This window comes from Leptospira idonii (assembly GCF_004770995.1).
GTDB classification, from domain to species: Bacteria; Spirochaetota; Leptospiria; order Leptospirales; family Leptospiraceae; genus Leptospira_A; species Leptospira_A idonii.
Window position 1 is genome coordinate 43593 of sequence record NZ_RQHW01000002.1, and the last position, 24879, is coordinate 68471.

At 42.1% G+C, this 24879-nt stretch carries 25 protein-coding genes; 14 read left to right on the forward strand and 11 right to left on the reverse strand.

Annotated elements, in window-relative coordinates; genetic code table 11:
• The gene (locus tag EHS15_RS00255) at positions 1-864 is read left to right on the forward strand and encodes a hypothetical protein (protein ID WP_135758526.1); all 864 of its coding nucleotides are present in this window, start codon (positions 1-3) and stop codon (positions 862-864) included.
• On the opposite strand, the gene EHS15_RS00260 is transcribed toward EHS15_RS00255, so the two are convergent.
• From EHS15_RS00260 to EHS15_RS00290, 7 genes are read right to left on the reverse strand one after another with little or no spacing between them, the layout of a single operon-like run.
• Positions 830-1864, reverse strand: a complete 1035-nt coding sequence (locus EHS15_RS00260) for an AAA family ATPase (protein WP_246051822.1) — start codon at positions 1862-1864, stop codon at positions 830-832. The genes EHS15_RS00255 and EHS15_RS00260 overlap by 35 nt on opposite strands.
• Positions 1861-3243: a phenylacetate--CoA ligase family protein gene (locus EHS15_RS00265; protein WP_246051823.1), complete on the reverse strand. Its 1383-nt coding sequence runs from the start codon at positions 3241-3243 to the stop codon at positions 1861-1863. Before EHS15_RS00265 ends, EHS15_RS00260 begins: the two co-directional genes overlap by 4 nt.
• 11 nt (positions 3244-3254) lie before the next feature.
• Complete coding sequence (locus tag EHS15_RS00270; RefSeq protein ID WP_135758527.1) at positions 3255-3815, reverse strand: hypothetical protein; 561 nt, start codon at positions 3813-3815, stop codon at positions 3255-3257.
• Complete coding sequence (locus EHS15_RS00275; protein ID WP_135758528.1) at positions 3778-5481, reverse strand: VWA domain-containing protein; 1704 nt, start codon at positions 5479-5481, stop codon at positions 3778-3780. The genes EHS15_RS00270 and EHS15_RS00275 overlap by 38 nt, the downstream gene beginning before the upstream one ends.
• Positions 5478-6428 carry a hypothetical protein gene (locus tag EHS15_RS00280; protein ID WP_135758529.1) on the reverse strand — a complete coding sequence of 317 codons (951 nt, stop codon included), beginning with the start codon at positions 6426-6428 and terminating at the stop codon, positions 5478-5480. The genes EHS15_RS00275 and EHS15_RS00280 overlap by 4 nt, the downstream gene beginning before the upstream one ends.
• The gene (locus tag EHS15_RS00285; protein ID WP_246051824.1) at positions 6425-8008 is read right to left on the reverse strand and encodes an AAA family ATPase; all 1584 of its coding nucleotides are present in this window, start codon (positions 8006-8008) and stop codon (positions 6425-6427) included. The genes EHS15_RS00280 and EHS15_RS00285 overlap by 4 nt, the downstream gene beginning before the upstream one ends.
• A gap of 8 nt (positions 8009-8016) precedes the next feature.
• Entirely contained in the window at positions 8017-8595 is a 579-nt protein-coding gene (locus tag EHS15_RS00290; RefSeq protein ID WP_135758530.1) for a hypothetical protein, read from the reverse strand.
• 73 nt (positions 8596-8668) lie between these two features.
• Here EHS15_RS00290 and EHS15_RS00295 point away from each other — a divergent pair, with 73 nt between their 5' ends.
• From EHS15_RS00295 to EHS15_RS00320, 6 genes are all read left to right on the forward strand, one after another.
• Positions 8669-9583: a TIGR01777 family oxidoreductase gene (locus EHS15_RS00295; RefSeq protein ID WP_135758531.1), complete on the forward strand. Its 915-nt coding sequence runs from the start codon at positions 8669-8671 to the stop codon at positions 9581-9583.
• 63 nt (positions 9584-9646) lie between these two features.
• Positions 9647-10051 carry a c-type cytochrome gene (locus EHS15_RS00300; protein ID WP_135758532.1) on the forward strand — a complete coding sequence of 135 codons (405 nt, stop codon included), beginning with the start codon at positions 9647-9649 and terminating at the stop codon, positions 10049-10051.
• Positions 10052-10110: 59 nt separating this feature from the next.
• Entirely contained in the window at positions 10111-10335 is a 225-nt protein-coding gene (locus EHS15_RS00305; protein WP_135758533.1) for a hypothetical protein, read from the forward strand.
• 42 nt (positions 10336-10377) lie between these two features.
• Positions 10378-10728 (forward strand): STAS domain-containing protein, encoded by a 351-nt coding sequence (locus EHS15_RS00310; RefSeq protein ID WP_167884108.1) that lies wholly within the window; start codon positions 10378-10380, stop codon positions 10726-10728.
• A gap of 58 nt (positions 10729-10786) precedes the next feature.
• On the forward strand, positions 10787-12067 hold the full coding sequence (locus tag EHS15_RS00315; RefSeq protein WP_135758534.1) for a citrate/2-methylcitrate synthase: 1281 nt from the start codon (positions 10787-10789) through the stop codon (positions 12065-12067).
• Between the two features lie 17 nt (positions 12068-12084).
• Complete coding sequence (locus EHS15_RS00320; RefSeq protein ID WP_135758535.1) at positions 12085-14190, forward strand: SpoIIE family protein phosphatase; 2106 nt, start codon at positions 12085-12087, stop codon at positions 14188-14190.
• A gap of 58 nt (positions 14191-14248) precedes the next feature.
• On the opposite strand, the gene EHS15_RS00325 is transcribed toward EHS15_RS00320, so the two are convergent.
• The 4 genes from EHS15_RS00325 to EHS15_RS00340 are packed head-to-tail and all read right to left on the reverse strand — an operon-like array spanning position 14249 to position 17650.
• Positions 14249-15166: a TPM domain-containing protein gene (locus tag EHS15_RS00325; protein ID WP_135758536.1), complete on the reverse strand. Its 918-nt coding sequence runs from the start codon at positions 15164-15166 to the stop codon at positions 14249-14251.
• Between the two features lie 32 nt (positions 15167-15198).
• Positions 15199-15876: a TPM domain-containing protein gene (locus EHS15_RS00330; RefSeq protein WP_135758537.1), complete on the reverse strand. Its 678-nt coding sequence runs from the start codon at positions 15874-15876 to the stop codon at positions 15199-15201.
• A 33-nt stretch (positions 15877-15909) separates the two neighbouring features.
• Positions 15910-16764: a heme o synthase gene (gene cyoE, locus EHS15_RS00335; protein WP_135758538.1), complete on the reverse strand. Its 855-nt coding sequence runs from the start codon at positions 16762-16764 to the stop codon at positions 15910-15912.
• A 1-nt stretch (position 16765) separates the two neighbouring features.
• Positions 16766-17650 carry a COX15/CtaA family protein gene (locus EHS15_RS00340; protein ID WP_135758539.1) on the reverse strand — a complete coding sequence of 295 codons (885 nt, stop codon included), beginning with the start codon at positions 17648-17650 and terminating at the stop codon, positions 16766-16768.
• Positions 17651-17778: 128 nt separating this feature from the next.
• Here EHS15_RS00340 and EHS15_RS18990 point away from each other — a divergent pair, with 128 nt between their 5' ends.
• From EHS15_RS18990 to EHS15_RS00370, 7 genes are all read left to right on the forward strand, one after another.
• On the forward strand, positions 17779-17931 hold the full coding sequence (locus EHS15_RS18990) for a hypothetical protein (RefSeq protein WP_167884109.1): 153 nt from the start codon (positions 17779-17781) through the stop codon (positions 17929-17931).
• A 21-nt stretch (positions 17932-17952) separates the two neighbouring features.
• Positions 17953-18795 (forward strand): SCO family protein, encoded by an 843-nt coding sequence (locus tag EHS15_RS00345; RefSeq protein WP_135758540.1) that lies wholly within the window; start codon positions 17953-17955, stop codon positions 18793-18795.
• 33 nt (positions 18796-18828) lie between these two features.
• Complete coding sequence (coxB, locus tag EHS15_RS00350) at positions 18829-19755, forward strand: cytochrome c oxidase subunit II (RefSeq protein ID WP_167884119.1); 927 nt, start codon at positions 18829-18831, stop codon at positions 19753-19755.
• Positions 19756-19766: 11 nt separating this feature from the next.
• Positions 19767-21383: a cytochrome c oxidase subunit I gene (locus tag EHS15_RS00355; RefSeq protein ID WP_135758542.1), complete on the forward strand. Its 1617-nt coding sequence runs from the start codon at positions 19767-19769 to the stop codon at positions 21381-21383.
• Positions 21370-22143, forward strand: coding sequence for a cytochrome c oxidase subunit 3 family protein (locus EHS15_RS00360; protein ID WP_135758543.1), 774 nt, complete (start codon positions 21370-21372; stop codon positions 22141-22143). Before EHS15_RS00355 ends, EHS15_RS00360 begins: the two co-directional genes overlap by 14 nt.
• 13 nt (positions 22144-22156) lie before the next feature.
• Entirely contained in the window at positions 22157-22759 is a 603-nt protein-coding gene (locus EHS15_RS00365) for a cytochrome C oxidase subunit IV family protein (RefSeq protein ID WP_135758544.1), read from the forward strand.
• A 136-nt stretch (positions 22760-22895) separates the two neighbouring features.
• Positions 22896-24860, forward strand: a complete 1965-nt coding sequence (locus tag EHS15_RS00370) for a PP2C family protein-serine/threonine phosphatase (protein WP_135758545.1) — start codon at positions 22896-22898, stop codon at positions 24858-24860.
• Positions 24861-24879: the final 19 nt, after the last annotated feature.

The following is a 24879-nucleotide window of genomic DNA, read 5'->3' on the forward strand; positions in this document are numbered from 1 at the left end:
TTGGACTTAAGAAAAGAAGCTGAAAATCTTCTCTTAGGCAAACTTATTCTTCATAAAAACATCACTGCTTTATCCTCCTTTTTATCCTTAATTCAAAGTTTGGTGCAGTCTTCCTTTCCTGAGGGAGATCCCCGTATCATTTCCAATCAATTGTTATACGAAGATCTGAGCTTGAGAATGTTCTCTCTTCGAAATCGAATCAAGGAAGGAGAAGATGTAGCGGAAGCTTTTTTTCCCGTTTGGAGAGAAGTCGGATTCGATCCGGAAGAAATTTACTTGGATGCCATCCGCATCCGTTGTGTCCAAAACGGATTTCAGGAAATAGAGGCGGCAAAACCTTCCGCATTCATACATAGGGATCCTTGGTATGCGAATCCTCAATGTCAGTTGAATTTTTGGATACCTGTCTATGATGTAATGTTTGGTTCCGGATTTCGGATTTATCCGACTTATTTCGATCAGGCGATTGCGAATGATTCCAACCTTTTCGATTACGAAAATTGGATAAAGCAAGGAGGATTTCAATCTTTGCGAAATCAGGAAGAAGGCAAAAAGATTTTCCCTTCTTCCGAATCCATTCCCGAGGAAATGCAACCGTACGATGTGTATGGAAATTCAGGGGAATTATTTTGTTTCGCATCCCATCATTTACACGGAACTTCCCCCAATCATTCCGGACTAGCCAGATTCAGTTTGGAAGTTCGTTTCGTATTGGAATCGCATCTGGAAGAACGTTTAGGACCGGACAAATTGGATAATTTTTCCAAAGGAAATACCCTTCGTCACATGTACAAACTGAACGGTAAAAAACCTGTTTCGGATGTTCTGATCAAACATTACGAAGAGAGATTTGTTTCGAAGTGAAGTAAGAGGGATTCATCGGTTCCTTGAGGATCGCTTCCACGATCTCAACCGCTTGTTTTTCCCTTTCCGGAAACCCTCCCGAAATCAAAGTAAAATCTCTTTTTGCCAGATTCATCTCGCTGATAAATTTCTGCTTCATCTCTTTTCTGATGTCACCTAAGTCCCGCAATGGATCTTCCACCCAGGGGATATCGATGTCCAAAAACAAAGAAGAATCGTATTGCAGTTGATAGGCTCTCTCTTGCAGCCAGTCGTATTTCAAATCGAAATAATGTTCCGCATATATTTTAGTAGTGAGAAGGTCCGTATCCAAAAATAAAATTCGATTTGCCGTTTCCGCTTTTTTCATTTCGGATAGCAAATGCCCTTCTGCAATTTCGAAAATATCGTCTCTCTCTACGAATCTTCCTTTTGCATCCAGATATTCTCTTGCAAATTCTGGAGCCCATTCCGTTTTGAAATGATTTGCCAGTTTTTCACTTAACACGGTTTTGCCGACGGATTCGCTTCCCGTAAGAACGACTCTTTTGAGAAAAAAAGGCCTTTCTATTTCGGGAATGAACTCCCAATAATCGGCAGGATTGTTTCTGATTTTGGAGGCAGAGATGGGAACCGCTTTTCTTTCCAAATCGATGATTTGGTGTTTGGTGCCAAGAACCTTCGCTAACGGATCTCCGTAACTTTCCGAAGTGAATAGAACGTCTATAGGGGCAGGGCTGTGGGAAAGAATTGTTTTTTTCCAAATTTCCCAAAACTGGATCGGATCTTCTTCAGGGTATTGAGGGTTTTCATCTTGCACCCATACCACATGAGCGGGCAGATCTTCGGTTAGTTCTTTCATCCATTGGAACCGAAGAGATCCCGGGATGAGTTCTCTTTTTAAAGTTGCTACAAGCACGGTTAGGTGGTTGCAATGTTTTTTCGCTTCTCTAATCAGATGAAGGTGGCCTAGATGAGGAGGATAAAATTTTCCTAGAATCAATCCGTGGTTTTCTATCAATTTTTTTCCTCCTTTGTTTCATTCAGGAAAACAGGAATTTTCCCTGAATCGGAAGGAAGATCCGTTTTGATTCGAATATCTGCATCCGATCCTAAAAGTGATTTGAATTCGGATTCCAATTTTTGGATGAATTCCGTCTGAGCCGGTACATAAACGGAAAGATTTAATTCGTAACTTCCGTCCTTTTTTTGAATGAATTGATGTCTGAGGATGTTCGGTTCTTTTCTTAAGATTCTGGAAACGTCGATAGGGTTGATCCTTTCCCCTTTCGTATCTTCGAAATAAACAGGTTTTCTTCCTTTCAATAATTTCAATTTAGGAAAAGAATCTCCGCAGCGGCAACTGCCGTATTGAATTTCGCCCCAATCTCCTGTCGCATAACGAAGTAAAGGTAGGTATGGATTTCTTCCTCCTGAGATCAGAATTTCCCCTTCTTTTGCGGGAAAACCTTCCTTGTCTAACACTTCAATGAATAGGTCTTCCGAAATGATATGCATCCAATCCGGATGAACAGGACAAGAATAAGCAATGGGACCGGTTTCATTCAATGAATAAAAATTGACCACAGGGCATTTGAAAAAATCGGAAAGAGCGATTCTTAAGTTATCTTCCAGCTCCAAGGCAGTCGAATGCAATGCACTAGGGGAATATTTCAAATTCATCTTCATAGCAGTTTCGAAGGCGTAAGGGTCTCCTGAAAGAAATTGCGGCTGGAAATGGGAAATGAATTTCTGCAGATGGTCTTTTTCTTTCCATTCTTTTTCTTTAAGATTTATTTTTGCAAACAAAGATCCTTCCGCCAAACTATGGCTTGTCGCATAAACAATTGTTTGGTTTTGATGACAGAGTTGAATCGCAGCAGTATGATCGTGTCCCTTTTTTAATTCTACACCGTGCCTGGAAAGTGAGTATTCTATGAGAGGCACGTAACATCCGATCGCTTTAGGATGATTGGGAGCAAGGATGGGTTTTCCTGTAGTGCCTGACGTCGGATTTACCACCAAACGAGAAAAATCGACATCCGTGGGAAGAATCTCCGTGATTTTATTCTGCAGATCTTCTCTTGTCATAAGAGGGATCTTATGGAATTCTTCGGGAAGGGAGATTCCGTTCAATCGTTCGTAAAAATAAGAAGATGTGAACTTGAGTTTTTGTATTTTAAGGATCAGCCAAGGAGGTGGAACGGAGGAGGGAACTTCTTTTTTAGAATAAACGGACGATTCGAATTCTTTTACGAATCGGTAGTCTTCTTGGGTAATTCTGTCTCCGATCCACGCATTCCAATTGGGAGCGAAATCGGAATCGATCATTTTCTCAAGAGATAAAAACCACTCTTCTCGCATAAGAGGAGTGAGTTGGAATATTTTCGCCTTCTCCAATGAAAACTCTTTTACTCTCGATTGTATTTGGATGCGGCTTCTTGTTCTTCCGCTTCTTTTATTTTTCTTAGAATCTCTTTGGCTCTTTCCTGTGCTTTTTTAGATTCTTCCAAAATACGGATTCTTTCCATAGTGTCGATGGATCGAAATCTATCTTGGAAATATTTTTCTTCTTCTCCTTTAGGGAGAAGAAAAAGTTCCGAAAACAAAGCACGAACCAGTTCTTCCGCTCTTTCTCCGTCTCTTGTCCATTCCGTATAAGGAGTGACTAAAACAGAATAATTGACTAGTTTGTTTTTTAAAAATGAAATCAACGCGTCTGCGGAGAAGGAGGAGAATTCGCCTTCTTTGTCCGAGAGAAGATAGGCGATGACTGCATGCAATCCGAGAAGGTTTTTATGTTCGGAGATTTCCTTCTCATCTAATCCTGCAAGTTCCTTCTTTCTTCCCAATTCTTTTGTGAAAGGATACAAAACATCGTTCCAAAGAAGGCTCACTTGCAAATGATTGAGATCGGCCTCGGACTCAGGAAATTCAGTGATTCGTTTTATGTAGTATCTGATTTCTTTCATAATTTTTTCTCACAAAATTCCTGCTAAATGCCACTAACTGTTCCCAGCCGGTAATGGGATAGATGTCCCATCCGTCTTCTTTCATCTGTTGAATCTCTCCCGTGAGCTGAGGGTTGTATAGATTCAATACCAAGGAGCCTCCTCCTCCAGCATTCTGTAACATCGATTTTACGAGAGGTCTCGGCTCGGTATGATATTCTTGAGTGAACATAGTATCGATCCCTTCATCGGAGATCACAAGAATATGGGTTTTTCTATCTTGAGGCGATCTATGAGAATATTCTTCTTCCAAAAGATCCAAAGGGAAACAAGTGCCCCATCCTATATAACCGGTCAATATTTTCAAAATGGAATTTTCATCTCTGATAAATGTTTTTGTGGTTTCGTATTCTTTTTCACCCGACCAAAGAGTGGCTCTTACTTTGGCTCCCGTTCTGAGTGCAGAAAGAGCGAGAATCGTTCCGGCTAAAGTTAAATAAGATATTTCCGTTAGAGGATTGGGCATAGAACCGGAACAATCAACGAAAAGATCCAAATCGATCGGGTTCTTATTCTTTTCGTAAGAAGGAGTTTCTCCATAATTATTTTCCACGGTCGTATAACCTGGAATTACGATAGGACTTTTTATGACTGAATCCACCCAATTGATGTTTTCCAAAGGAGACCCTAGGTCCCAAGATTCATTTCCTTCCAGAATCAGCTCCGGAGCTCCCGGGGTCACCTGTTCCGGAAAAGAAATCAAATGAGGGAGCGCCTTTTCTTTGTAATATTTATAAGCTTTCTCCGATTCGCTGATTTTTACGCCTAACGCTTCGCAAATGGCAGAATACTGTGCAGGACTGAGGGAAGGTGTGTTCTTTTTTTCGGAGGAGATTTCTTTCGTTTTGCCTCCACTTAAGGAAGGATCTTTCCCTTCGTCGAAGATGGATTCGATTTCCACCTCCGTGATTCCAGAGGGAACGTTCCCTCCTTTTCCGATTTGAGCCGTATCATGTAAAATGCTTATTTTTTCCAAGGAAGAAGCAGGGTCTCCTCCTATGAAATAAGGATAACAAATATTACCGAAATCGAATGCACCTCTCAGCCAATCGTTCGGGAAATTGCGAACGATTCTGTTCACTAGCATGGCATCGCTTTCCATATCATCTTCTACGATTTCATTCGTTAAGGTTTCTTTGGGAAGAGCCCAGAGGATTTCATAGGTTCTCATATAAAAATTCCAGAACCTTCCTTTCTGTTTCCCCAGCTTTTGATACACTTCTTCCATACGCAGACCATTGTGCCGCTTCAAACGATCATTGATGAATAGATCCGTATAAACGTTTACGATCATAGGAGCGACATGTTCGAATCTAGGCATGGCAGTTTGAACCAAGTAGATGAGTTTTCCCTGATCGCTGATGTCTCCCGGGCAATACACATGGTGGCCGATTTCGTGGCCCATGATTTCGAGAGGGTAATTTTCCAAATGATATTTTTTTATTTTTTGAACAGACAATAATACTTTATGATCTGTTAGCCGGATTGCTGCGAAGGAAGCCGTTAATCCTTCTTGCGTTTCTTCTTTTTCGCTGAATAAAAAATGAGGAGAGGAAAGTTTTACATAGTCGCTCCAAAGTTTCAGAGCCTCTTCCCATTTGTTTTCCCAATCTTCCAGGAGGTTCATTGTGGTTCCGTTTTATAGAAAAGAAAAATCTGATACGAAAAATTTACGGTAACAATTGCAAATCCGTCTTCTGCGGCAACGGATGTGATTTCGTTCTCCTTGAAATTTTTTTCTAAAATGATTTTCCAGAAAGGAGGAACGGTTTTCGAAATTAAGGGAGCTCTTTTCCTTTCTGTAGGATACAAACTCTCTCCGAATAGATCGAAAAAAAACTGAAAACAATCGTCTCCCGAATGGATCAAAAAGCCTTCTTCCTCTTTTTCAATCAAAGGAGGAGAGTGAAAGTGGCCGCCAAGCAAAGGATAGCCGGAAATGAGTTTGTATTTGATAGGGCTTGTGTTCTGAGGGTTCAAAACTCCGAAGGGAGAATGGGAAAAGCCGGAATGGAAGTCTGCAAAACTTTTCCCCAAATCGGAACCTAGTTTTTGTTTCAGTTCCTCTCCCAGGTGTAGAGCGGAATCTAATCCTACCGTTTTGTATTCCGGTTTCCCTCCTACCCAAATAAAAAAGCCGATGAGCTTTTTCAGATCTTCCAAAGAACGAATATCTGAACTCATCAAAGTTAGGCGCTTTAAGAAGGCTATTTCTTGCGAAGGAGAAAGTTTCGTCATCGCATTGACAGTGAAAGAGACTGAGGAAACAAAATCTTCTTGGAGAGGGAACTTGAGAGAGGAAAAAAGAGATAAAATTTGTTTTTCTCTTTCTCCTTTAGGATCTTTTAGAATTCCCTTTGTGATGAGCTGCAATAGAATTCGAAAGCAGGAAAGAACCGTATCTTCTTTCGGATTCTCTCCTAAAGAACGGGCAAGAGAGGAAATATAATCGAGTAAAAACGAGGAAACTAAATCTTCTTTGAAGTTAACGCTACTTTGTTTTGCCAACTGAACCATCTGGTTGCAATTGTCTCTTTCTTTCAAAAGAGAAGTTTTCCATCCTTCCGGAATCATCCGTTCTTCTCAACCCACATACCATAATTCGTATATCTTTGGTGCAGGTACTTCAGCTTCAATAGATCGTCATAGACATGTCCGTAGATTTTTCTTTGTTTGCTGATCGCTTCCACTTCCTTTTCGATGGCGACGATTCTTTCCTTGGTTTGGCTTAATGTCAAACCTTCCAGCCCTTGTTCGAAGAGTTCACTCAATTTGGCGACGTTATCCGCTTTGTCCAAATTCAATCGGTCGTATTCAGAACAGGAAAGTTGGAATAGTTTTCGGATCCAACTGATTCGATCGCTTTTGTACACATTGTACCCTGGTTCTTCGAAAAAAGGAGAATCGGGGTTTTGCACCAGTTTATCGTGGAGGACGAAAGGAAGTATGTGGGAAAGATCATCCAGGCTCACGGAAGATTCCCCTCGGAAGTAAGCGAGAGCTTTCGCATAATTGATGCAGGTGAAGATGGCTCTGACAGAAAGTCCGTTTTTGGTTTGGGAACCTAAATCTTTTTTTCTATCTTTTCCTTGGTCTCCCGAATTGAAATAAGCAAAATCGACTGCGGATAGTTTGACGGTATCTTTCGTTTTATATTCTATTTGTTCTCCTCCCGATTCGAAAAATTCGAATTGAGATGCGAAAAATTCCATTCTTCTGCGTAGGTTCGAAGGAAACTCAATATTTCTGATTTCTTCGGATATGGATTCTATCTCTTTTTCGGAGAAAATGATTTCGGGAGGAACCATTGACTCCGGTTTGAAATTTTCCTCCACTCTCTGCAAAAGATCTTTGATGAAACGAGTGTTGAAGTGGAGTGCTTTGACTACGATGTCTATTCTGTCCCGTAAAGCTTCGATGACTTGGTAGGTTCCTCCTCCCGCATCGTCGTTTGCCGTTAAATACCAAGCAGCATCGGGGCATTCGTAAATTTGATCGAAGATCTCCGCATAATTATCGCCTAATATAGTTAAAAGGGCGGATTGAGTTCGTGTAGGAATTCGATTGTATTCATCGATCACTTTCACTCTCATTCCCAGCCATTTCCTCCAGGAGATTTTGATTTCGTCCGTAGATTTAGCGTTCATCAAATCGGAAGGAAGAGGGTTCCCGATGAGATCCGTAATGGTCATTTGAGGTTGCCCGTGTTGGATGGCTCGTTTGATTTCTTTCAGACTATAACCTGCGATCACTCCCATCAGTATGGCGGATGCGGTTTTTCCTCTTCCCGGACCTCCTACTAACAAACATTTGCCTCTCACCACCAAGGTGAGAAGGGGAAGTAAAACAAAACTGGAATAACTTTGTCCGGAAGGAAGAACGATTTCCGTTTTTAAGTCTCCGATCGTAAAACGGGTAGGAGGTTTTTCGTTGTATTCTATGTCGTAGAAAGGAGTGATGATCGCATAATTCGTGATCCAATAATATGCCTTTCTGAGTTTTTCATCCAATCCTGTTTCCAAGGATTCGGAAGAAGAAACGGAAAACGGTCCTTCCTCCACAAGTTGGGCGATATCAAACTTTTTTCTGGATTCTTTCTTTTGGGGAATGGTGGGTGATTGAGAGACCTTCTTCGAGGTGATGTTTCGATCCATACATTTTCCTAGTCTTCTAGCAGGGATATTTCAGAAAAACAGGCATTAGGCGTATTTGTTTTCACTTCCACGGTGATGATGGAAATCCCCAGAGGGTATTTTGATTCTTCTTTCAAAGGAAAAAACCCATCCAGGGAAAAAGAAGTTTGTTTTTTGTTTTCACCGTTGAACCGAAATACAGAGATTAGTTTGTCGTCAGGAAGGCGAAGGTCTTTGTCGATATTGATGCTTTCTCTGAAAAGAAGTTTCGCTTCGAAAGAGGGAAGGTTTTGTCCCGGGCAGGCCTTCCAATCCAAAGAACGGAAGTTTCTAGGAGAGAAAACATTACCGTTCCAAACATGTGTCAGTTTCATTTCTACGAAAAAGTCCCAATCCAAAGGGCTGTTGTTTTTCTTCTGCCAAACCGTATTCGTATCTTGGTCTAATAAATAAGAAAGGTTGCCGGATCGGGTAGCATCTTCCGTACGAAAGGGAGGGATTTTATGATAAACATCCATATTCTTAAAAGTGCTCGAAATCAAAAAATAATTGCCAAATAAGATCAGAAGAATCCAGACAAAAACAGGAACAAAGGTGGATATGCGCATGAATTCTGAAAATATTTACTTCCCTAAAAAAAGTTCTACTTCTTTTTTCCCGACAGAGTCAGTTTAGGTAATCATGAAAATCGGTATCTTAGGCGGAACCGGCCTTATAGGAAAGGAACTCATTCCTTATGCGATGAAGAGAGGACACTCGTTCCGCATCTTCTCTAGGAAAGCGGAACTTCCCAAGGAACTGAGACAACTGGGGAATCTGGAGTTTATACAAACAACTCTTCCCACTTCCGCTCAACTGGAAGGTTTGGATGCAGTCATCAATTTGGTCGGTGAACCTATAGCAGGTGTTCGTTGGACAGATGAAAGAAAGATACTCATCCGAACTTCCCGAGTGGAATTCACAAAAGGGTTAGTCGTCCGTCTGAAAGATTGCAAACAACCTCCTTCCGTTTTTATCCAAGCTTCCGCAGTAGGTTACTACGGAATGAGCGAATCGGAACATACTTCCTTCGATGAAAGTTCTCCTCACGGAGAAGACTTTTTAGCCACGGTCTGTGTGGATTGGGAGAAGGAAACGGAAAGTTTAAACGAAAAAGGCATTCGAACTTTGATTTTGCGATCTGGAATCGTTCTATCTCCTAAAGGAGGGGCTTTGGAAAAAATGATTCCTCCTTTTAAGATGGGAGTAGGCGGTTCGATCGCATCCGGCAGACAGGGAATGAGTTGGATACATATTGCGGATTATGTTTCTGCCGTCTTGTTTTTGTTAAACAAAGGATCGTCGGAAGGTGCATATAATATAGTCTCTCCTGCCCCTTGCAGCAATGCGGAATTCTCTTCTTCTTTGGCAAAAACATTGTTTCGACCCAATTTAATGAAGGTTCCCGAATTCGCTATACATGTGTTATATGGTGACGGCGCTTTGGTGATCACTCAAGGTCAATATGTGGTTCCCAAAAGGTTGTTAGAGGAAGGTTATGAGTTTCAGTTTCAAAATCTAGAAGAGGCACTTCGAAATCTTCTGCTTCGTTCCTGAATTCTTCTTTTCAAATCTTTCTGAGAGAAAGATACTGGAACCAACCTTATCTGGGAGTCAGAAATGAATTTTCAAAAATTAATCGTTTCCTTATCCGTTCTTGTTTTCTCGTTTGCAATGATTGCATGCGGCGGAGACAAACCTACGGAAACTACTACTACTGAAGTTGCTGCACCTGCAGTGGATCCTGAAATCGCAAGAGGAGAAGAACTCTATTTGCAAAATGCTTGTGCTTCTTGTCATGGTGAAAAAGGGCTGGGAGACGGAGAAGCTGGAAAGTTTCTAAAACCGCTTCCTAGAAATTACAAGTCACCAGCTAACGAGTGGAAGAACGGTAACACTCTTGCGGGAATCACAAAGACTTTGAAAGAAGGAATTAAGAACACTCCGATGGTTGCCTACACTCACTTGGGTGATGAAAACATCGCTATTCTTGCAAAATACGTAGAACATCTTTCTAAAAATTAATCCGATTCACAGTACCGATCTTACTCGTTTTTTTCGGGTAGGGTCGGATCGTGGTGATTATGACATCCTCCACCATTTCCAAATATGACAGACCTGTTTGCGACTGCGGAACTACCAGAGAGTCTGCAAATGCCCGAAAAGTAGTTCGGTATTCCACCTGGGGAATGATCGCCATGGGCCTCGTGGGGATTTCCGCCACACCCAAAGATGTGTACTATGTGTGCAAACTTTGCAAACAACCCTTCGGTCGACTCTCCAAAGAGGAAAGAAAGGAATCCGTTTAATTTTGATTGACCCTTCCTCCTAGAGGATTTCCCTGGAAGCAAATGATAGAGGAATTTAAAATCCGTTTAGGCTTTGAAAATGAAGGAATTCTTCCTGTCATCCACATTGCCGGGGAAATTACTTCCGAAGCAGAAGAAGAAATCGTTCAATCTTACGAATCGATCCCTTCTGAAAAAAGATCCAGGGTCATTTTAAACTTCACCGAAACTTCTTATATCAATTCCGCCGGGATCGCCACACTCATCAGTTTGATCACAAAATCCTCTGAAAATCAGGGGAAAATCGAGTTCGCCGGACTCAATTCTCATTTTCGCAAGGTCATGGACATAGTAGGTCTCACAGATTTCGTTCTGATCCACGACTCTTTGCAAACGGCTCTCTCCCAATCTTAAATTCTTATAGATTCCTAACTTCCCTTCTACAGTATAGGAAGCTAGAGAGGCTTTCTGAATGAACCAAGTGGAAATCCACATCAAGGGCAAAACATATACATTTCCAACCATCGTAGGAACCGATGGAAAAGAGGGCATTGACCTAACTGATTTTTATAGAAAGACGGGACTTGTGACCGTGGATCCGGGTTTGTTTAACACCGCGTTAGGTCTTTCAAAGGTTTCCAGAAGAGACCCGGAAAAAGGCGAACTGACTTACAGGGGATATGACCTGGCCGAACTGGCACACCAATCCACATTCGTGGAAACTTCTTATCTTTTGATCTACGGCGATCTTCCCAACAAGCAAGAGTTAAACGATTTTTCGAAACGACTCTCTAAACACTCCATGATTCATGAAGATATGTTGAATCTCTTCGACGGGTTCCCTGGAGTTGCGAATCCTCTTGCCGTTTTATCCGTAATGGTGACTTCTCTTTCCAGCTACTATCTGGAAGAATACGAAGAAAAGTTGGATATGGGAGTGGATCTAATCGCTCGTCTTTTGGCGAAGATCCGCACCATCGCAGCATTCACATACAAACATGCGGTAGGACATCCTTTCGTTTATCCGATGGATAAAAATCCTTATTGTACTAACTTTCTTTATATGATGCATTCCGTTCCTGCTAGAAATTATGTAGTGCCGGAAGAATTCGATCGCATCCTCAATCAACTTTGGATCTTACATGCGGATCACGAACAAAACGTATCCAACACTGCTGTGCAGGTAGTGGGTTCGACTCAGGCGAATTTGTTCGCTTCCATCTCTGCGGGAATTATGGCGCAGTGGGGGGCGAGAGAAGGGGGAAGACCTACCGCTGCTATTGCACTCATCGAAGACATCATTAAATCCAGAACCGATGTGAAACATTATTTCGAACGATTTAAAACGGGAGAAGCGACTCTTCATTCCAACGGTTTCGGACAAAAAGCTTACGATGTGGTAAGTCCTAGAGCGAAAGTGGTGAGAGGAATCGTACAAGAGTTCTATCGCAATCGTAAATTGGATGCGGTGGAAGAAACTGCACTCAAGATCGATGAATTGGTTTGGAACGATCCTTATTTTGTGGAAAATTTACTGTATCCTAATTTGGAATATTATTCCGGGGTAGTGTTCCACACTCTGGGAATTCCTAAAGAGATGTTTTCTGTGATGCAGGTGATCGGCAGACTTCCCGGTTGGCTGTCACACTGGAGAGAACAAAGGAAAAAAGGCGACTTCAGTAAATTTAGACCGAAACAAATTTACGTGGGAGAAAACCAACGTAAGTATGTTCCTCTTCAGAGCAGACTTTAGTATTTATCCGTAAGATAATGACAGCCAAACGTCTGTTTTTTGCTAGGTTGACCTCTGTGGTCAGCCTAAGTTTAGGTCTGTTTTTATCTTGCGGCCAGATCCAATCTCCTCCTAAGGCTGTTCAAGGGAAAATCGATGCACGGGATTTTTTCCTAAAAGAAACCAATATTCTCTCTTTGAAAGGAGAATGGTTTTATTATCCCAAAGTCATTGTCGCTCCGACGGATGTTCCTCTTATCTCTTCTTCTCTGGAAAATCGCTTTTTTACTGTGCCTGGAATTTGGTCCGAATCGTTTTTGGATCGTGGTTTTTTGGCAGGGGACGGATTTGCCACCTATCGATTGATTGTTGCTCACCATTTGAAAGGAGAATCCCTTTCTTTCAAGGTTCCGGAAATGGAAACCGCATACATTATGTTTGTGGATGGGAAAAAACTTTCCAGTAACGGGATCGTTTCTACTACGGAAACCGGTTCTCTTCCGGAATACAGACCTAAGATCGTTGATTTCGTTCCTTCTTCGGACGAAAGCGAAATCGTTCTCCAAATTTCAAACTACCATCATAGAAAAGGCGGTCCTGCTCAGATCATTTCCGTAGGCAGAACTTCCGTCGTTCATGCACAACAGGAGAAAGAAGTTCTGAAGGATATGCTCCTTGTAGGCAGCATTTTTTTTATGGGGATTTATCATCTTTTTCTTTATCTCAATCGTAAAAAAGATCCTTATACATATTGGTTTGCTCTGGCCTGTCTTTTAATTTGTCTTCGAGTGTTTATTACTGGAAACAAATACATCACTTTGTTTTTCCCGGATCTTCCTTGGGAGCTACATCTTAAACTCAGTTATTTATCATTTTTTCTGATTCCTCCCGTATTCATAAGGTACATGTTTCTTCTCTTTCGTTCTCATTTTTCCAGCCAAACGTATGAATGGATGTTCCATATAGGACTTGCGTTCTCAGCATTGATTCTTCTTACCAGATCTTCGTTTTACACCTATTTGATGGTTCCTTATCAAATTTTTACGTTATCGTGCGCATTGTACGGACTTTTTGTTATTTTTAAGGTAGTAGCGAAAAAGGAAACCAGCTCCGCTTTATTTTTATTCAGTTTTATCGTATTCATTCTTACGTTCATGAATGATTTTCTCGTGAATAATCTCATCATAATCAATCCTCTGATGGCACATTACGGGATCTTTATGATGTTTTTGTTCCAGTCGATTTTCATTGCGAGAGGTTTTTCCAAGGGTTTTGTGGAGGCGGAGAATCTTGCCTTGGAACTTTCCAACAAAAACAAGGATTTGGAAAGTGCCAGATCCGCACTTACGAATCTGAATGAAAAACTGGAAGGTAAGGTGGATGCAAAAACGGTAGAACTTCAGAACAGACTGGAGCAGATCGGCAAAGACTTAAAGTTAGCAAAAAGCATCGTAACGAACTTGATCAAAGTTCCTGACTTATCTCCTTTTTTGAAAGTGGACTATTTGTACCAACCTCTGTCCGAAGTAGGCGGGGATATTTATTCCGTCAAAAAAATCCAAAGCAGTTATTTTAGATTCTTTCTTGCGGATGCTACAGGGCACGGACTGCAAGCGGCATTGTACACTATGATGATTCAGTCCGAGTTCGAAAGACTGAACGATGTCGCCACTAAACCTAACGATTTGTTATACTATCTCAACGAACATTTTTATGATAAAAATGCGGAACTACAGATTTATTTCCCTTCCATCGTAGTGGATTTCGACTTCGAACAAAAACTTCTTCGATTCTCCTGTGCAGGAATGCAAAATCATGTTCTTATGAAAAAAAACGGAGAGTTGGTGTATTTGGAAAACACCGGCCCCATCGTAGGAATTCTAACTCAATATCGATTCGGACTCAAAGAAGTGGATGTGGAAAAAGGAGACCGTCTTTTCATTTATACGGACGGTCTGTTCGAAGAGCTGAATGAAACGGATGGAAATGCCGCTTTGGCCGAGTTATTCGAAGGAATTCGTAAAACTGCGGATCTTCCGTTGGAAGAAGTGATTCCTTCTCTTACTTCCCATTTGTTCGAAAAGATGAAAAAGAACAAATGGAAAGACGATGTATGTTTGTTTGCGATCGAAGTGATCCGTTAAAAATCGTTCCTGGCTTAAATAAGAATCTTTCGATTAAAGAGTAAGTTCCTCCGATCAATCACCAATCTCCGGAACTTCCCCCTCCGGCAGAATCTCCTCCTCCTCCAAACCAACTGGAGTCGTCCGAACCGGAAGAAGACCAAAAAGAATCGGAACCTCCTCCTCCATACCAGCTTCCTCCGCCTCGGCTTGATTTTCCTACAAGGCCGAAGATTCCCATAACGATGCGCAGGATGATATATAGGATGATGATTCCTATACTGATCAAAGTAGCGACTCCGTCTTCTAAAAAACCTGTGAGCCCGCTGAACATAACGGGGATACCGAAGATCAAAAGAAGAAGTGAATTGAAGATGGAGGAATAAAGTCCGAATGCCAGTAGTAGGATTCCGATTCCTATCAGGACGATAGGAGGTGTCCCTTCTTCACCGGAAGAAGTCGTTGTTGTTTTTACATCCGACTCGCTGGGAGTGTATTCCCCTGCGATCGTTTTGATGATCGCATCCACTCCCGCTTCGACTCCTCCGTTCATATCGTTCGCTTTGAATTTAGGTCGAATTTCGTTTCGAAGGATGTGATCGGAAAGAACATCCGTAAGTGCACCTTCGAGTCCTCGACCCACTTCGATTCTCATCTTTCTGTCTTGAATCGAGATGATAAGGAGGACTCCATTGTCTTTGTCTTTTTGTCCCAGTTTCCAGGCATCGAACACTTGAATGGCGGCCCCTTCAATGGTGTCTCCTTCTAGGCTGGGAATGGTAAGGACTGCGATTTGATTGGAAGTGGTTTCTTCGAACGATTTTAATTTGATTTCCAGTTTTGCGACCGTTTCCGCACTGAGAACGCCCGCATTATCTGTCACTTGTCTCGTTAATTTAGGAACATCTATCGCCTTTAGGTCGTTAGAAGGGATGTTTAAAAAAACGAAACAAAGGAAAAAAGAAAGAGAATGGTAAAAAAAAGAACGATTGATCATAATAAATTTGTTAGGTTGCCTTGACCTAAGGATTAAAGCTGGGTTCCGCCGTCTCTGATTTCATCGGAGATTTCATTTTTATCGTCTTTTTCGATGGAGAGGCCGTATTTCACGAGTAGGTTCCCGCAAAACAGAATGGAGGATACAATCCCTTCTTTTCTTTTGTGGGTTTTCATTCCTTGGACAATCAGTCGCACAGCCTCTTCCCATTCGGACCTGGGAACGACTTTTGCGATCCCTGAATCAGGAAGCACTCTTACGACTCTTTCTCTAAAAGAGATATAAAGCAGGATGCCGGTTCTGTTTTTCGTACGGAACACTTCCTCTTCGATAAACGCTTCTTTTGCTTTTAGATTCACAAACAATCGTTTGAATGCGGGAGGAACAATGAATAGGCGTAAGGAAGCGAAAAAATAAGAAAGGATAAAGCCTACGATGGCGCCGATCCAAATGAATACCACAGCGTCCAAAGAACCGAAATCCCATCCGGTCAGATGAAAATAATCGCAAGCAAGGAGAGAAACCCCTCCGAATCCTCCCCCGATAAAGGCGAAAAACCAGTTCCATTCGTTGTAATGGTGGGAACTTTCCGCAAAATAGGGAACGATTTCTCCGGAAGTCTTTTGTTCCGCTTCTTTAACAGCGAGTTTGATTTCGGAAAGATCCGGATCCGAGAAATAACGAGATAAAATACCCATGCCGCAAAGCATGGGAGTTTTTCGATTCTGAGGCAATCAAAAAAACTAAACTCTGGAATCTATAACGATGGCGAGGCTGATTAAAAATAAATGAAATATACTGAAAAAGAAGAACTTTTTCGCGAACAATCTTTCTTGAGATAACATCAGTCGGTAGGCGAAACCTAAAAAGAGGATCGTAAGAAGGATCGCTGTGATAAGGTAAATTTCTCCCATCCTCGCATCCGCAAAATAGAACCCAAGAACTGCTGCTGAATAGGCAATGGAATAAAGGAAAATTTGTTTCACGGTTTTATCCACGCCTGAGACCACAGGCATCATGGGAATTCCCGCAAATTCATAGTCTTCTTTGAGGAAAATGGCAAGAGCCCAGAAATGAGCGGGAGTCCATAGAAAAATCACAAGAAACAAAATCCATGCGGGAAGAGGGAGTGCGTTCGAGGCTGCCGCATAACCGATGACAGGTCCGATGCATCCTGAGATTCCTCCGATCACAACGTTTTGTTCCGTTCTTGGTTTCAGCCAGATCGTATAAAGAAATACATACAAAAGCAGTGCGGACCAAGCAGCCAGTGCTGTGAGCAAGTTTACGAAATAAAACAGAATTCCGAATGCCAAAACCATAGTCGCCAAACCAATGTACAATGCTCCGTGAGGAGAAAGAACTCCCGAAGGGATCGGTCTTTGTTTGGTTCTGTACATCACTGCATCCTTTTCCCTTTCAATGTATTGATTGAAGATAAAGGAGGAGGAACTCATCAGATAAGTTCCCAGAAGAGTAAAACATACCAGAGATAGGGAAGGGGTTCCTTCCATTCCCAGATACAATCCGGGAAATACGGTAGCTAAAACGAGAATGGTGACTCTCGGTTTTGTAAGTTGATTCCAGGTCTTCAGCATTTCAGGCACTCTCTGCTGAGGAGTTTTTTCGGAAGTGGTAAAAACTCGCAGCGAAACAGGAAAGAAATACGAAGACTCCGTTTAAAGTATGAAACCCTGTGAGAAGTTTGGGAAGTTGGTACAAAACGTTCATCGCACCGACTAATATTTGTAAAATGATTAAGTAGGAGGCGAGTTTCAGAAAAAACTTAACTCTTTTGTTTTCCAACTGGAAGATCGAATAGACGGTCGTTCCCAAGATGATGAGAGCGGTGATGTATCCGAAAAAACGATGTTCCATCTGCAATCGAACCGGACCTGTCATTTCCGGAAGCATACTTCCGAAACAAGCGGGGAAATCGGGGCAAGCAAGACCTGCGTAATGGGAACTGACTTTCCCTCCCAAGAACAATTGAAAGAGAACGGAAAAAAGCATTAGTATAAAAAGATAACGAGCGTTTGGCCGAGAATGGAACTCAGATAAATTTCTTTCCTTTTCCATAAGAGCAATGCTAAGGCAGAATGTGAGAAGCAAAATCGCGTTGATCAAGTGAAGGTTAACCGTTGTTGGGTGGAGAAGCTTCGTGACAGTAAGTCCTCCCAAAATCACTTGAGTGATCAGAAAGAAGAAGGAAAGAGAAGCAGGCAGAACCAAATTCGCCTTTTCCTTTTTGTTTCTTAGAATCATTATAAGGCCGATGAGAACCAAGATTCCTAGAAATCCGGAATAATATCTGTGGCTCACTTCCATAAATACGTGAAAAGTCCATTCTGGAACGAATTTCCCATGACACAAAGGCCAATCGGGACAGGCAAGTCCTGAATCTGTGGCTCTCACTAGAGGTCCGTAGATCATATTGAAGAGAATGAGGACGGAAAGGATGGTGTAGTATCTATATATTTTCATCTTCAAGTCTGTTTCCTCCAGAATCCGAGAGGGGACGTGCAGGAAAATAAATTTAATCGAAAGAAACCTAAAAATTGTTGGAGTTTTTCTTCCTATTTTAATATAGACTCAGATAGGAACAAAAAAACATGAACCAAGAAGACTTATATAACAAAAGTGGCTACTGGACTTTCCTAGTGACTCTCGCTCTGAACGTTTTATTCTTTGCTTACATCTCTTTCATCCATCCTGGCACTCCTGCCAACCCGGGAAGTGGAAGCGGACTCGTTGAGTCCAAATAAGGGATAAGAATCTAATCTCTCGTGTCTTTTCTCCGTTTTTCCTTTGCTCTCATCCTATTGGGATCGGCTCCTTCTTTTGTTTGGGCCTATGATCCCCATTCCAATTTGACAAAGGAAAACACTCTTCCCAAAGAACTGAATAATGTCCGCATCTCCGATGTTACCGGAAAAAAAATCAATCTAAACATTTCTTTTCGCAACTCGGACGGACAAGATGTACTCCTTTCCGATTATTTTGCCAAAGGCAAACCGGTTCTTCTTTCTCCCGTATATTTCAAATGTCCCACTCTTTGTAATTATCACATGAACGGAGTGACTAAGGCTTTGAAACAAATGGATTGGACCGCCGGAAAAGAATTTCAATACATCGCTGTTTCCATCGACCCTAGAGAAAATGAAGAGGTCTCCACTCCTAAAAAAGCAGCCTATATCAAAGATTATGGGCGCCTTGGTGCTGAGTCCGGCTTTCACTTGCTCACCGGCAAACAAGAATCAATCGATGCGCTCTTGCAGCAGCTTGATTTTCGTTATCGTTGGGATGAAGAATCGAAACAGTTCATCCACGCAAGTGGAGTGTATGTGATGACACCGGAAGGAACTGTCTCTCGTATCCTTCAGGGAATTCAATGGGAAGGTAGAGATTTAAAATTAGCCTTTCTCGAGGCTGCTGATGGCAAGATTGGCAGTTTTGTAGAGAAGTTTGCTTTATTTTGCTTTCAATTTGACCCACGAAAAAATAAATATACGATATACGCTTACAGGATGATGCAAATGGGCGGGGGTGTTACACTCCTTATCTTGGGCTCGTTTTTATTTATACACTGGCGAAAAACAACAAAAAATCACCGTCAAGGAGTCATGTAGATGTCTTGGATTACATTCCCAGCGACCTCGTTCATGCCGATTCAGGCCACCGAAATCGCGAAAGAAGTGGATCTTCTCTACGCTTTTCTGATCGTTTCGAGTTTAGTCTCGTTTGTAATTTTAATTGGGGGAATGACTTGGTTCCTCGTAAAATATAAACGTACTTCCGTTGATCAAAAATCTGCGTACATTACCCACAATAACTTTGCCGAATTTCTTTGGTCCTTCATTCCACTTTTAATCCTCTTGGGGATTTTTTATTGGGGTATGGTCATCTTCGAAAAACTTCGTGTTCCTCCGGAAGAAGTTGCCGCAGAGATCCATGTAACAGCAGAACAATGGGCTTGGACTTATACCTATGCAAATGGGAAAGAATTCTATAGCGCAGGCGAAGATCCTTTGATCGTTCCTGCAGGAAAACCCACAAAACTGATTCTTACATCCAAAGATGTAATTCATAGTTTTTTCGTTCCCGCTTTCCGTGCGAAACAAGATGCGGTTCCTGGTAAATTCACTCAACTTTGGTTCGAACCGAAAGAGCCTGGTGAGTTCATTGTGTTCTGTACAGAATACTGTGGAACGAAACACTCCGGGATGATGATCAAAATCAAAGCGATTCCTGCTGATGACTATGCTGCATGGTTCCATGCTGAGAAAAAAGGAGCTGAAACTCCTGCTGATAAAGGAAAAACTCTTTTTGCTCAAAAAGCTTGTGCCAGCTGCCACTCTTTAGACGGTTCTCGTATCGTTGGTCCTTCTATGAAGGGACTTTTCGGAAATTCTCGTAAATTTGCGGACGGTTCTTCTGCAAATGCGGATGAAAACTATCTTCGCGAATCGATTCTTGTTTCCAGTGCTAAAATCGTAGAAGGGTATCCTCCTGCTATGCCTGTGTTCCAAGGTCAGCTTTCCGACGAAGAAGTGAACAATCTAATCGAATACATCAAAACTATTAAATAAAGGAGACAGGGATGAGTTCAGCGCACACAAACACCGCACATGGTCACGACACCGACCATCATTATCTGAACCATGGATCAGGAATCTGGTCTTGGCTCACTACACTCGATCACAAACGCATCGGCCTTATGTACTTCGGTACAGTAATGACTCTGTTTCTGATTGGTGGTTTTTTCGCTTTGGGAATTCGTTTGCACCTAGCTAAATTCGGGGCAACTCCTCTTCTCGAACCAGATACTTATAATAAATTTATGACCTTCCATGGTGCCATTATGGTATTTATGGTGATCATTCCAGGAATTCCTGCCTTCTTAGGAAACTTCGTTCTTCCCATTCAATTGGGAGCGAAAGACGTTGCTTTCCCTAGATTGAACCTTGCATCCTACTATGTGTTTATCGCGGGTGCGGCTCTTGCTGCTTCCTCTATGATCTTCAACCAAGTAGATACGGGATGGACTTTCTATACTCCTTACTCAACGTCTAAAACTTCCGGTGGAGTGATTCTTCTGGTGATGGGTGCCTTTACGATGGGATTTTCTTCCATCTTAACAGGACTAAACTTCATCGTTACCACTCACAAACTGAGAGCGCCTGGTATGACGATGGATCGAATCCCACTTATGGTGTGGGCTCTTTATTCCACTTCCATCATCCAAATCCTTGCGACTCCTATCTTAGCGATCACTCTTCTTTTGATCGGAACTGAGAAAGTTTTGGGAGTAGGGATCTTTGATCCGGACTTAGGCGGGGATCCAGTTCTATTCCAGCACTTCTTCTGGTTCTATTCTCACCCTGCGGTTTACATCATGATCCTTCCTGCGATGGGAGTGATCTCCGAACTCATCACTGCGTTCTCCAAAAAAACAATCTTCGGTTACAGAGCGATTGCTTATTCTTCCGTAGCGATTGCAGCGGTATCCTTCCTTGTTTGGGGACACCATATGTTCGTTTCCGGTCAGTCCACTCTGGCGGGAGTTTTGTTCTCACTCATCACAATGTTTGTAGGAGTTCCTACAGCGATCAAACTCTTCAACTGGATCTCCACAATGTATCGGGGAACGGTTACCTTCGAAGCTCCTATGCTGTATGCGATCGGCTTTATGTTCCTATTCACCATCGGTGGATTGACTGGAGTTATGTTGGCAGCTACCGGTATGGACGTTCACTTCCACGATACTTACTTCGTTGTAGCTCACTTCCATTACGTAATGGTAGGGGGAACTTTGATGGCGCTTATGGGAGGAATCTTCTACTGGTTCCCTAAGATGTTCGGAAAAATGACTTCCGACTTCGGTGGACGAGTTTCCTGGGTTCTGATCTTCACCGGATTCAACGTAACTTTCTTTCCTCAATTCATTTTGGGTGCTATGGGTATGCCTAGAAGATACTTCGACTATCTTCCTGAATACACGAACCTAAACCAAATTTCTACTGTCGGTTCTTGGCTCATCGGCTTAGGGTTCCTTGTGGGACTCATCACTGTGATCCATGGACTCGTTGCAGGACAAAAAGCACCTGCCAATCCTTGGGGAGCAAAAACTCTCGAGTGGCAAACTTCTTCTCCTCCACCGCACGAAAATTTTACAGAAACACCAACCGTAACTGCAGGGCCATATGACTTCCGTTAGTTCTTCAAGTGAATTTCACCACCAGCACCATTTTAAGAGTGCAGAACACCAATATGCTTCTGCGAAGCAAGGGATTTGGTTGTTTCTTTGCACAGAGATTCTTATGTTCGGGGGCCTATTCGTAGGTTACCTGATCTATCATTCTTTATATCCTACCGTTTTTAAAAACGGTTCGGAAACATTGAACTGGAAGATGGGCGCGGTCAACACCGTCGTTCTTTTGATCAGCTCTTTCACTATGGCTGCTGCCATCAATTATGTGCAGAGAGGTCTTCATAAGATTGCCTCCATCATGCTTGCTCTTACGATCGCTTGTGCGGGTGCGTTCATGGTAATTAAATACTTTGAATACACTCACAAGTTTCATGTAGGAACAGTTCCTGGTAAGTTCTCACTTGTGGATCCTACTTGTGCGGCAGGCGGAAAAAGAGCGGAATGCGAATCTAAAATCGCAGCCCTTCTCAAAAACCCGCAAGCGTTAGCTGCCAATCATGTTCACGAAGAAGAAGCTGAAAAACTAAAAGAAGTGATTTCTCAACCTAAATGGGAAATGTTCTACGGCTTTTACTTCGTAATGACAGGTCTTCACGGGGTGCACGTGGTCGCAGGTGCGATTTTGATCTTCTGGATTCTCATCAAAACCATGAGAAGAAAAGTAGGTCCGGAATACTACACTCCTGTAGAAGGTGTGGGTCTTTTCTGGCACGTTGTGGATTTGGTTTGGATTTACCTCTTCCCATTGCTTTATTTGGTCGGATAACAGGAGCTAAAAAATGGAATACGTAATTAATTATGGACTTTATTTCATCGCTCTGGTAGCAGTAGCGACTCCTGTTTTAGGTTTTGGAATTTTCGCACCGGTCATCGCAAAGACGACTATCGTGGGATTTATCATCAACTGGTTCTCTCAATTCTTGCAAACAGACAGAGCGAAGCAGTTCACAGAACAAAACAAGGACAGCAAACTCTTAAAATTCGTTTTAGGAGATGAAGGGCACCAAGAAGATCACGCTTCCGCATCCATGTGGGTGGAAGACGGAGACGGAGAAGTGGAAGAGCATCACGAACACCACATCATCTCCATCAAAACTTATGTTTATGTTCTTTTGGCTCTCTTCTTCGGAACGTTTGTCACTGTTTGGGTGGCTCAATACGACCTAGGAAGATGGAACATGATCGTTGCTATGGCTGTAGCGACAGGAAAGGCATTCTTCGTTCTTGCCTACTTCATGCACTTGAAGTATGACAATATGTTGAACCGAGTGATCTTTCTTGCCTCATTCGCATTTTTGGCACTTTTGTTTGCGTTCTCTTTTGGAGATATTGCAAGCCGAGTTCTGCCGAACATCGATTTCCCAGCTACTAAATACTACTAAGAAAGAAATTTCTTTCTTTCTTGTTTATGGAAACCCGCTCCGGCGGGTTTTTTTATATCCAATTTGTAATAGTTTTAGAACTATTTCTAAATTGAACCAGGTTCATAAAATGAGTGGTATTTGAAGATGGCCTTCTATGTCTAAGTTTTCGCCTTTTACCAACTTTCTCAAAAAGATCTTAGACCTGACACATGAAAGGCAGGAATATGCGGAAGCATATTATGAAGAACTAAATCGCCAATCTCGCATTTTGCATATCCCCGGTAGCATACTGGGGATTTTTTGTTGGTTGGGTTTTGCGTTCGATACGGATCCGAAACTTCATCCTGAATTCCCGGAACTCTTCTATTTCAGAATGGGGCTCTCTCTTTTTTCAGCCTCGTTTTTACTCATCATTTATATCAGTCATCTCTTTCGACTTAATTTGAGAGGAAAAGGGCTAGGATGGTCTTATGCGTACATTGCGTATCTTTTGAACGCCACTGCCTTTTTTACGGGAAGGATTGCGGATGATCCTGCCTACGTATCCGGATTCCAAATGGTGATCATGATTTTACCGTTTATGCCTTTTCCTAGGAGGGCGGTCTTTATTTATTATCCCATTTCCATTTTCATCTTTTTTGTCTCCGTTCTGATCTATCGCCCGAACCTCTCTACGGTAAGTGCCGCATATTCCATGCAGAACCTTGTTTTGAGTTATGTGTTAGGTCTTTTTAGCGGTTACATCATCGAGAGATTTCGATTCAATTCCTTTCTCAGTCATCAGAAGATTCTTCTAAAGAACAAAGAAGTTTCTGAAAGTATGGATGAGATCAGGGCTTTGAAAAACAAGCAGGATGGGGATTATTTTTTAACGACACTTCTTTTCAATCCACTGATTGCGAAAGAAACGGAAAGCAGTATGGTTCGTATCGAATATGTGCTGAACCAACATAAAAAATTCTTTTTCAGGGAAAAAGAGTATTCGTTAGGTGGCGATTATCTCAGCGTTTATAATCTGATCCTGCAAGGGAAAAAATACAAAGCATTCATCAACGGAGATGCGATGGGGAAATCCATCCAAGGAGCGGGGGGTGCCATCGTTCTAGGTGCCGTTTACAATTCCATCATCATCCGTTCCAAAATGGATCCTAATTCTTCGAATCGTTCCCCCGAACGATGGTTAAAGGATTGTTTCATGGATCTTCAGAAGGTTTTCGAAACTTTCGACGGAGGAATGCTTGTTTCTGCGGTTCTAGGTCTTTTGGATGAAACCTCCGGAACTCTTTATTATATCAATCTGGAACATCCTTGGATGGTTTTGTATCGGGATGGCAAAGCGAGTTTCATCAAATCGGAAAGTCATTTTTATAAGTTAGGTGTTTCCGGAATTCAATCCGAACTTTCCATCAGCACTTTTAGGATGAAACAGGGAGATAAAATCTTCTGCGGTTCCGACGGTAAGGACGACATCATCATAGAAGAATTGGCGAACGGAAAAAGAGTGATCAATGAGGATGAAACGGAGTTTCTTCATCGTTTGGAGATGGCGGAAGGAGATACTTTGAAAGTGGAATCGGAGCTGAGATCTTTCGGACTTTTTTCGGACGACTTCAGTTTGATTTCTTTGGAGTTTGTGGGAGAAAATTCCCCCAGACCAAACAAAAACTTTTCTGCCGCAAGAGAAGCACTTATCGCCAAACAATATGACGACGCTTTGCGACTTCTTACGGAATACCAAACTCCTCTCGCTGCTTCCTCAAACGAATATAAATTGTTTTCCCGCATTCATGAGAAAAGGGACGATTTGTTCTCCGCCATAGATTATGCGGGGATGGCTTTGGAGGCGGATCCTTCCGATACGGATTGGTTATTTCATACTTCTTTGCTTTTCAAAAGAATGTATTCTCTTCAAAAATCCGCCGCTTACCTTTCTGAATCTCAGGAACTCAGTGAAAGGGTCCGTCTTCGTAATCCTCAGAATATTAAGAATTTAATCCATTTGGCGGATATTTATCGACTGCAAGGCAATAAGGAAAGGGCGTCCTATTTGATCGCAAAAGTGAATCGAATTTCACCTAACGATTTAATGGCGGAAGCTTTGGCTAAAAAATTGGTTTAACTGCGATAAGACCTGATCG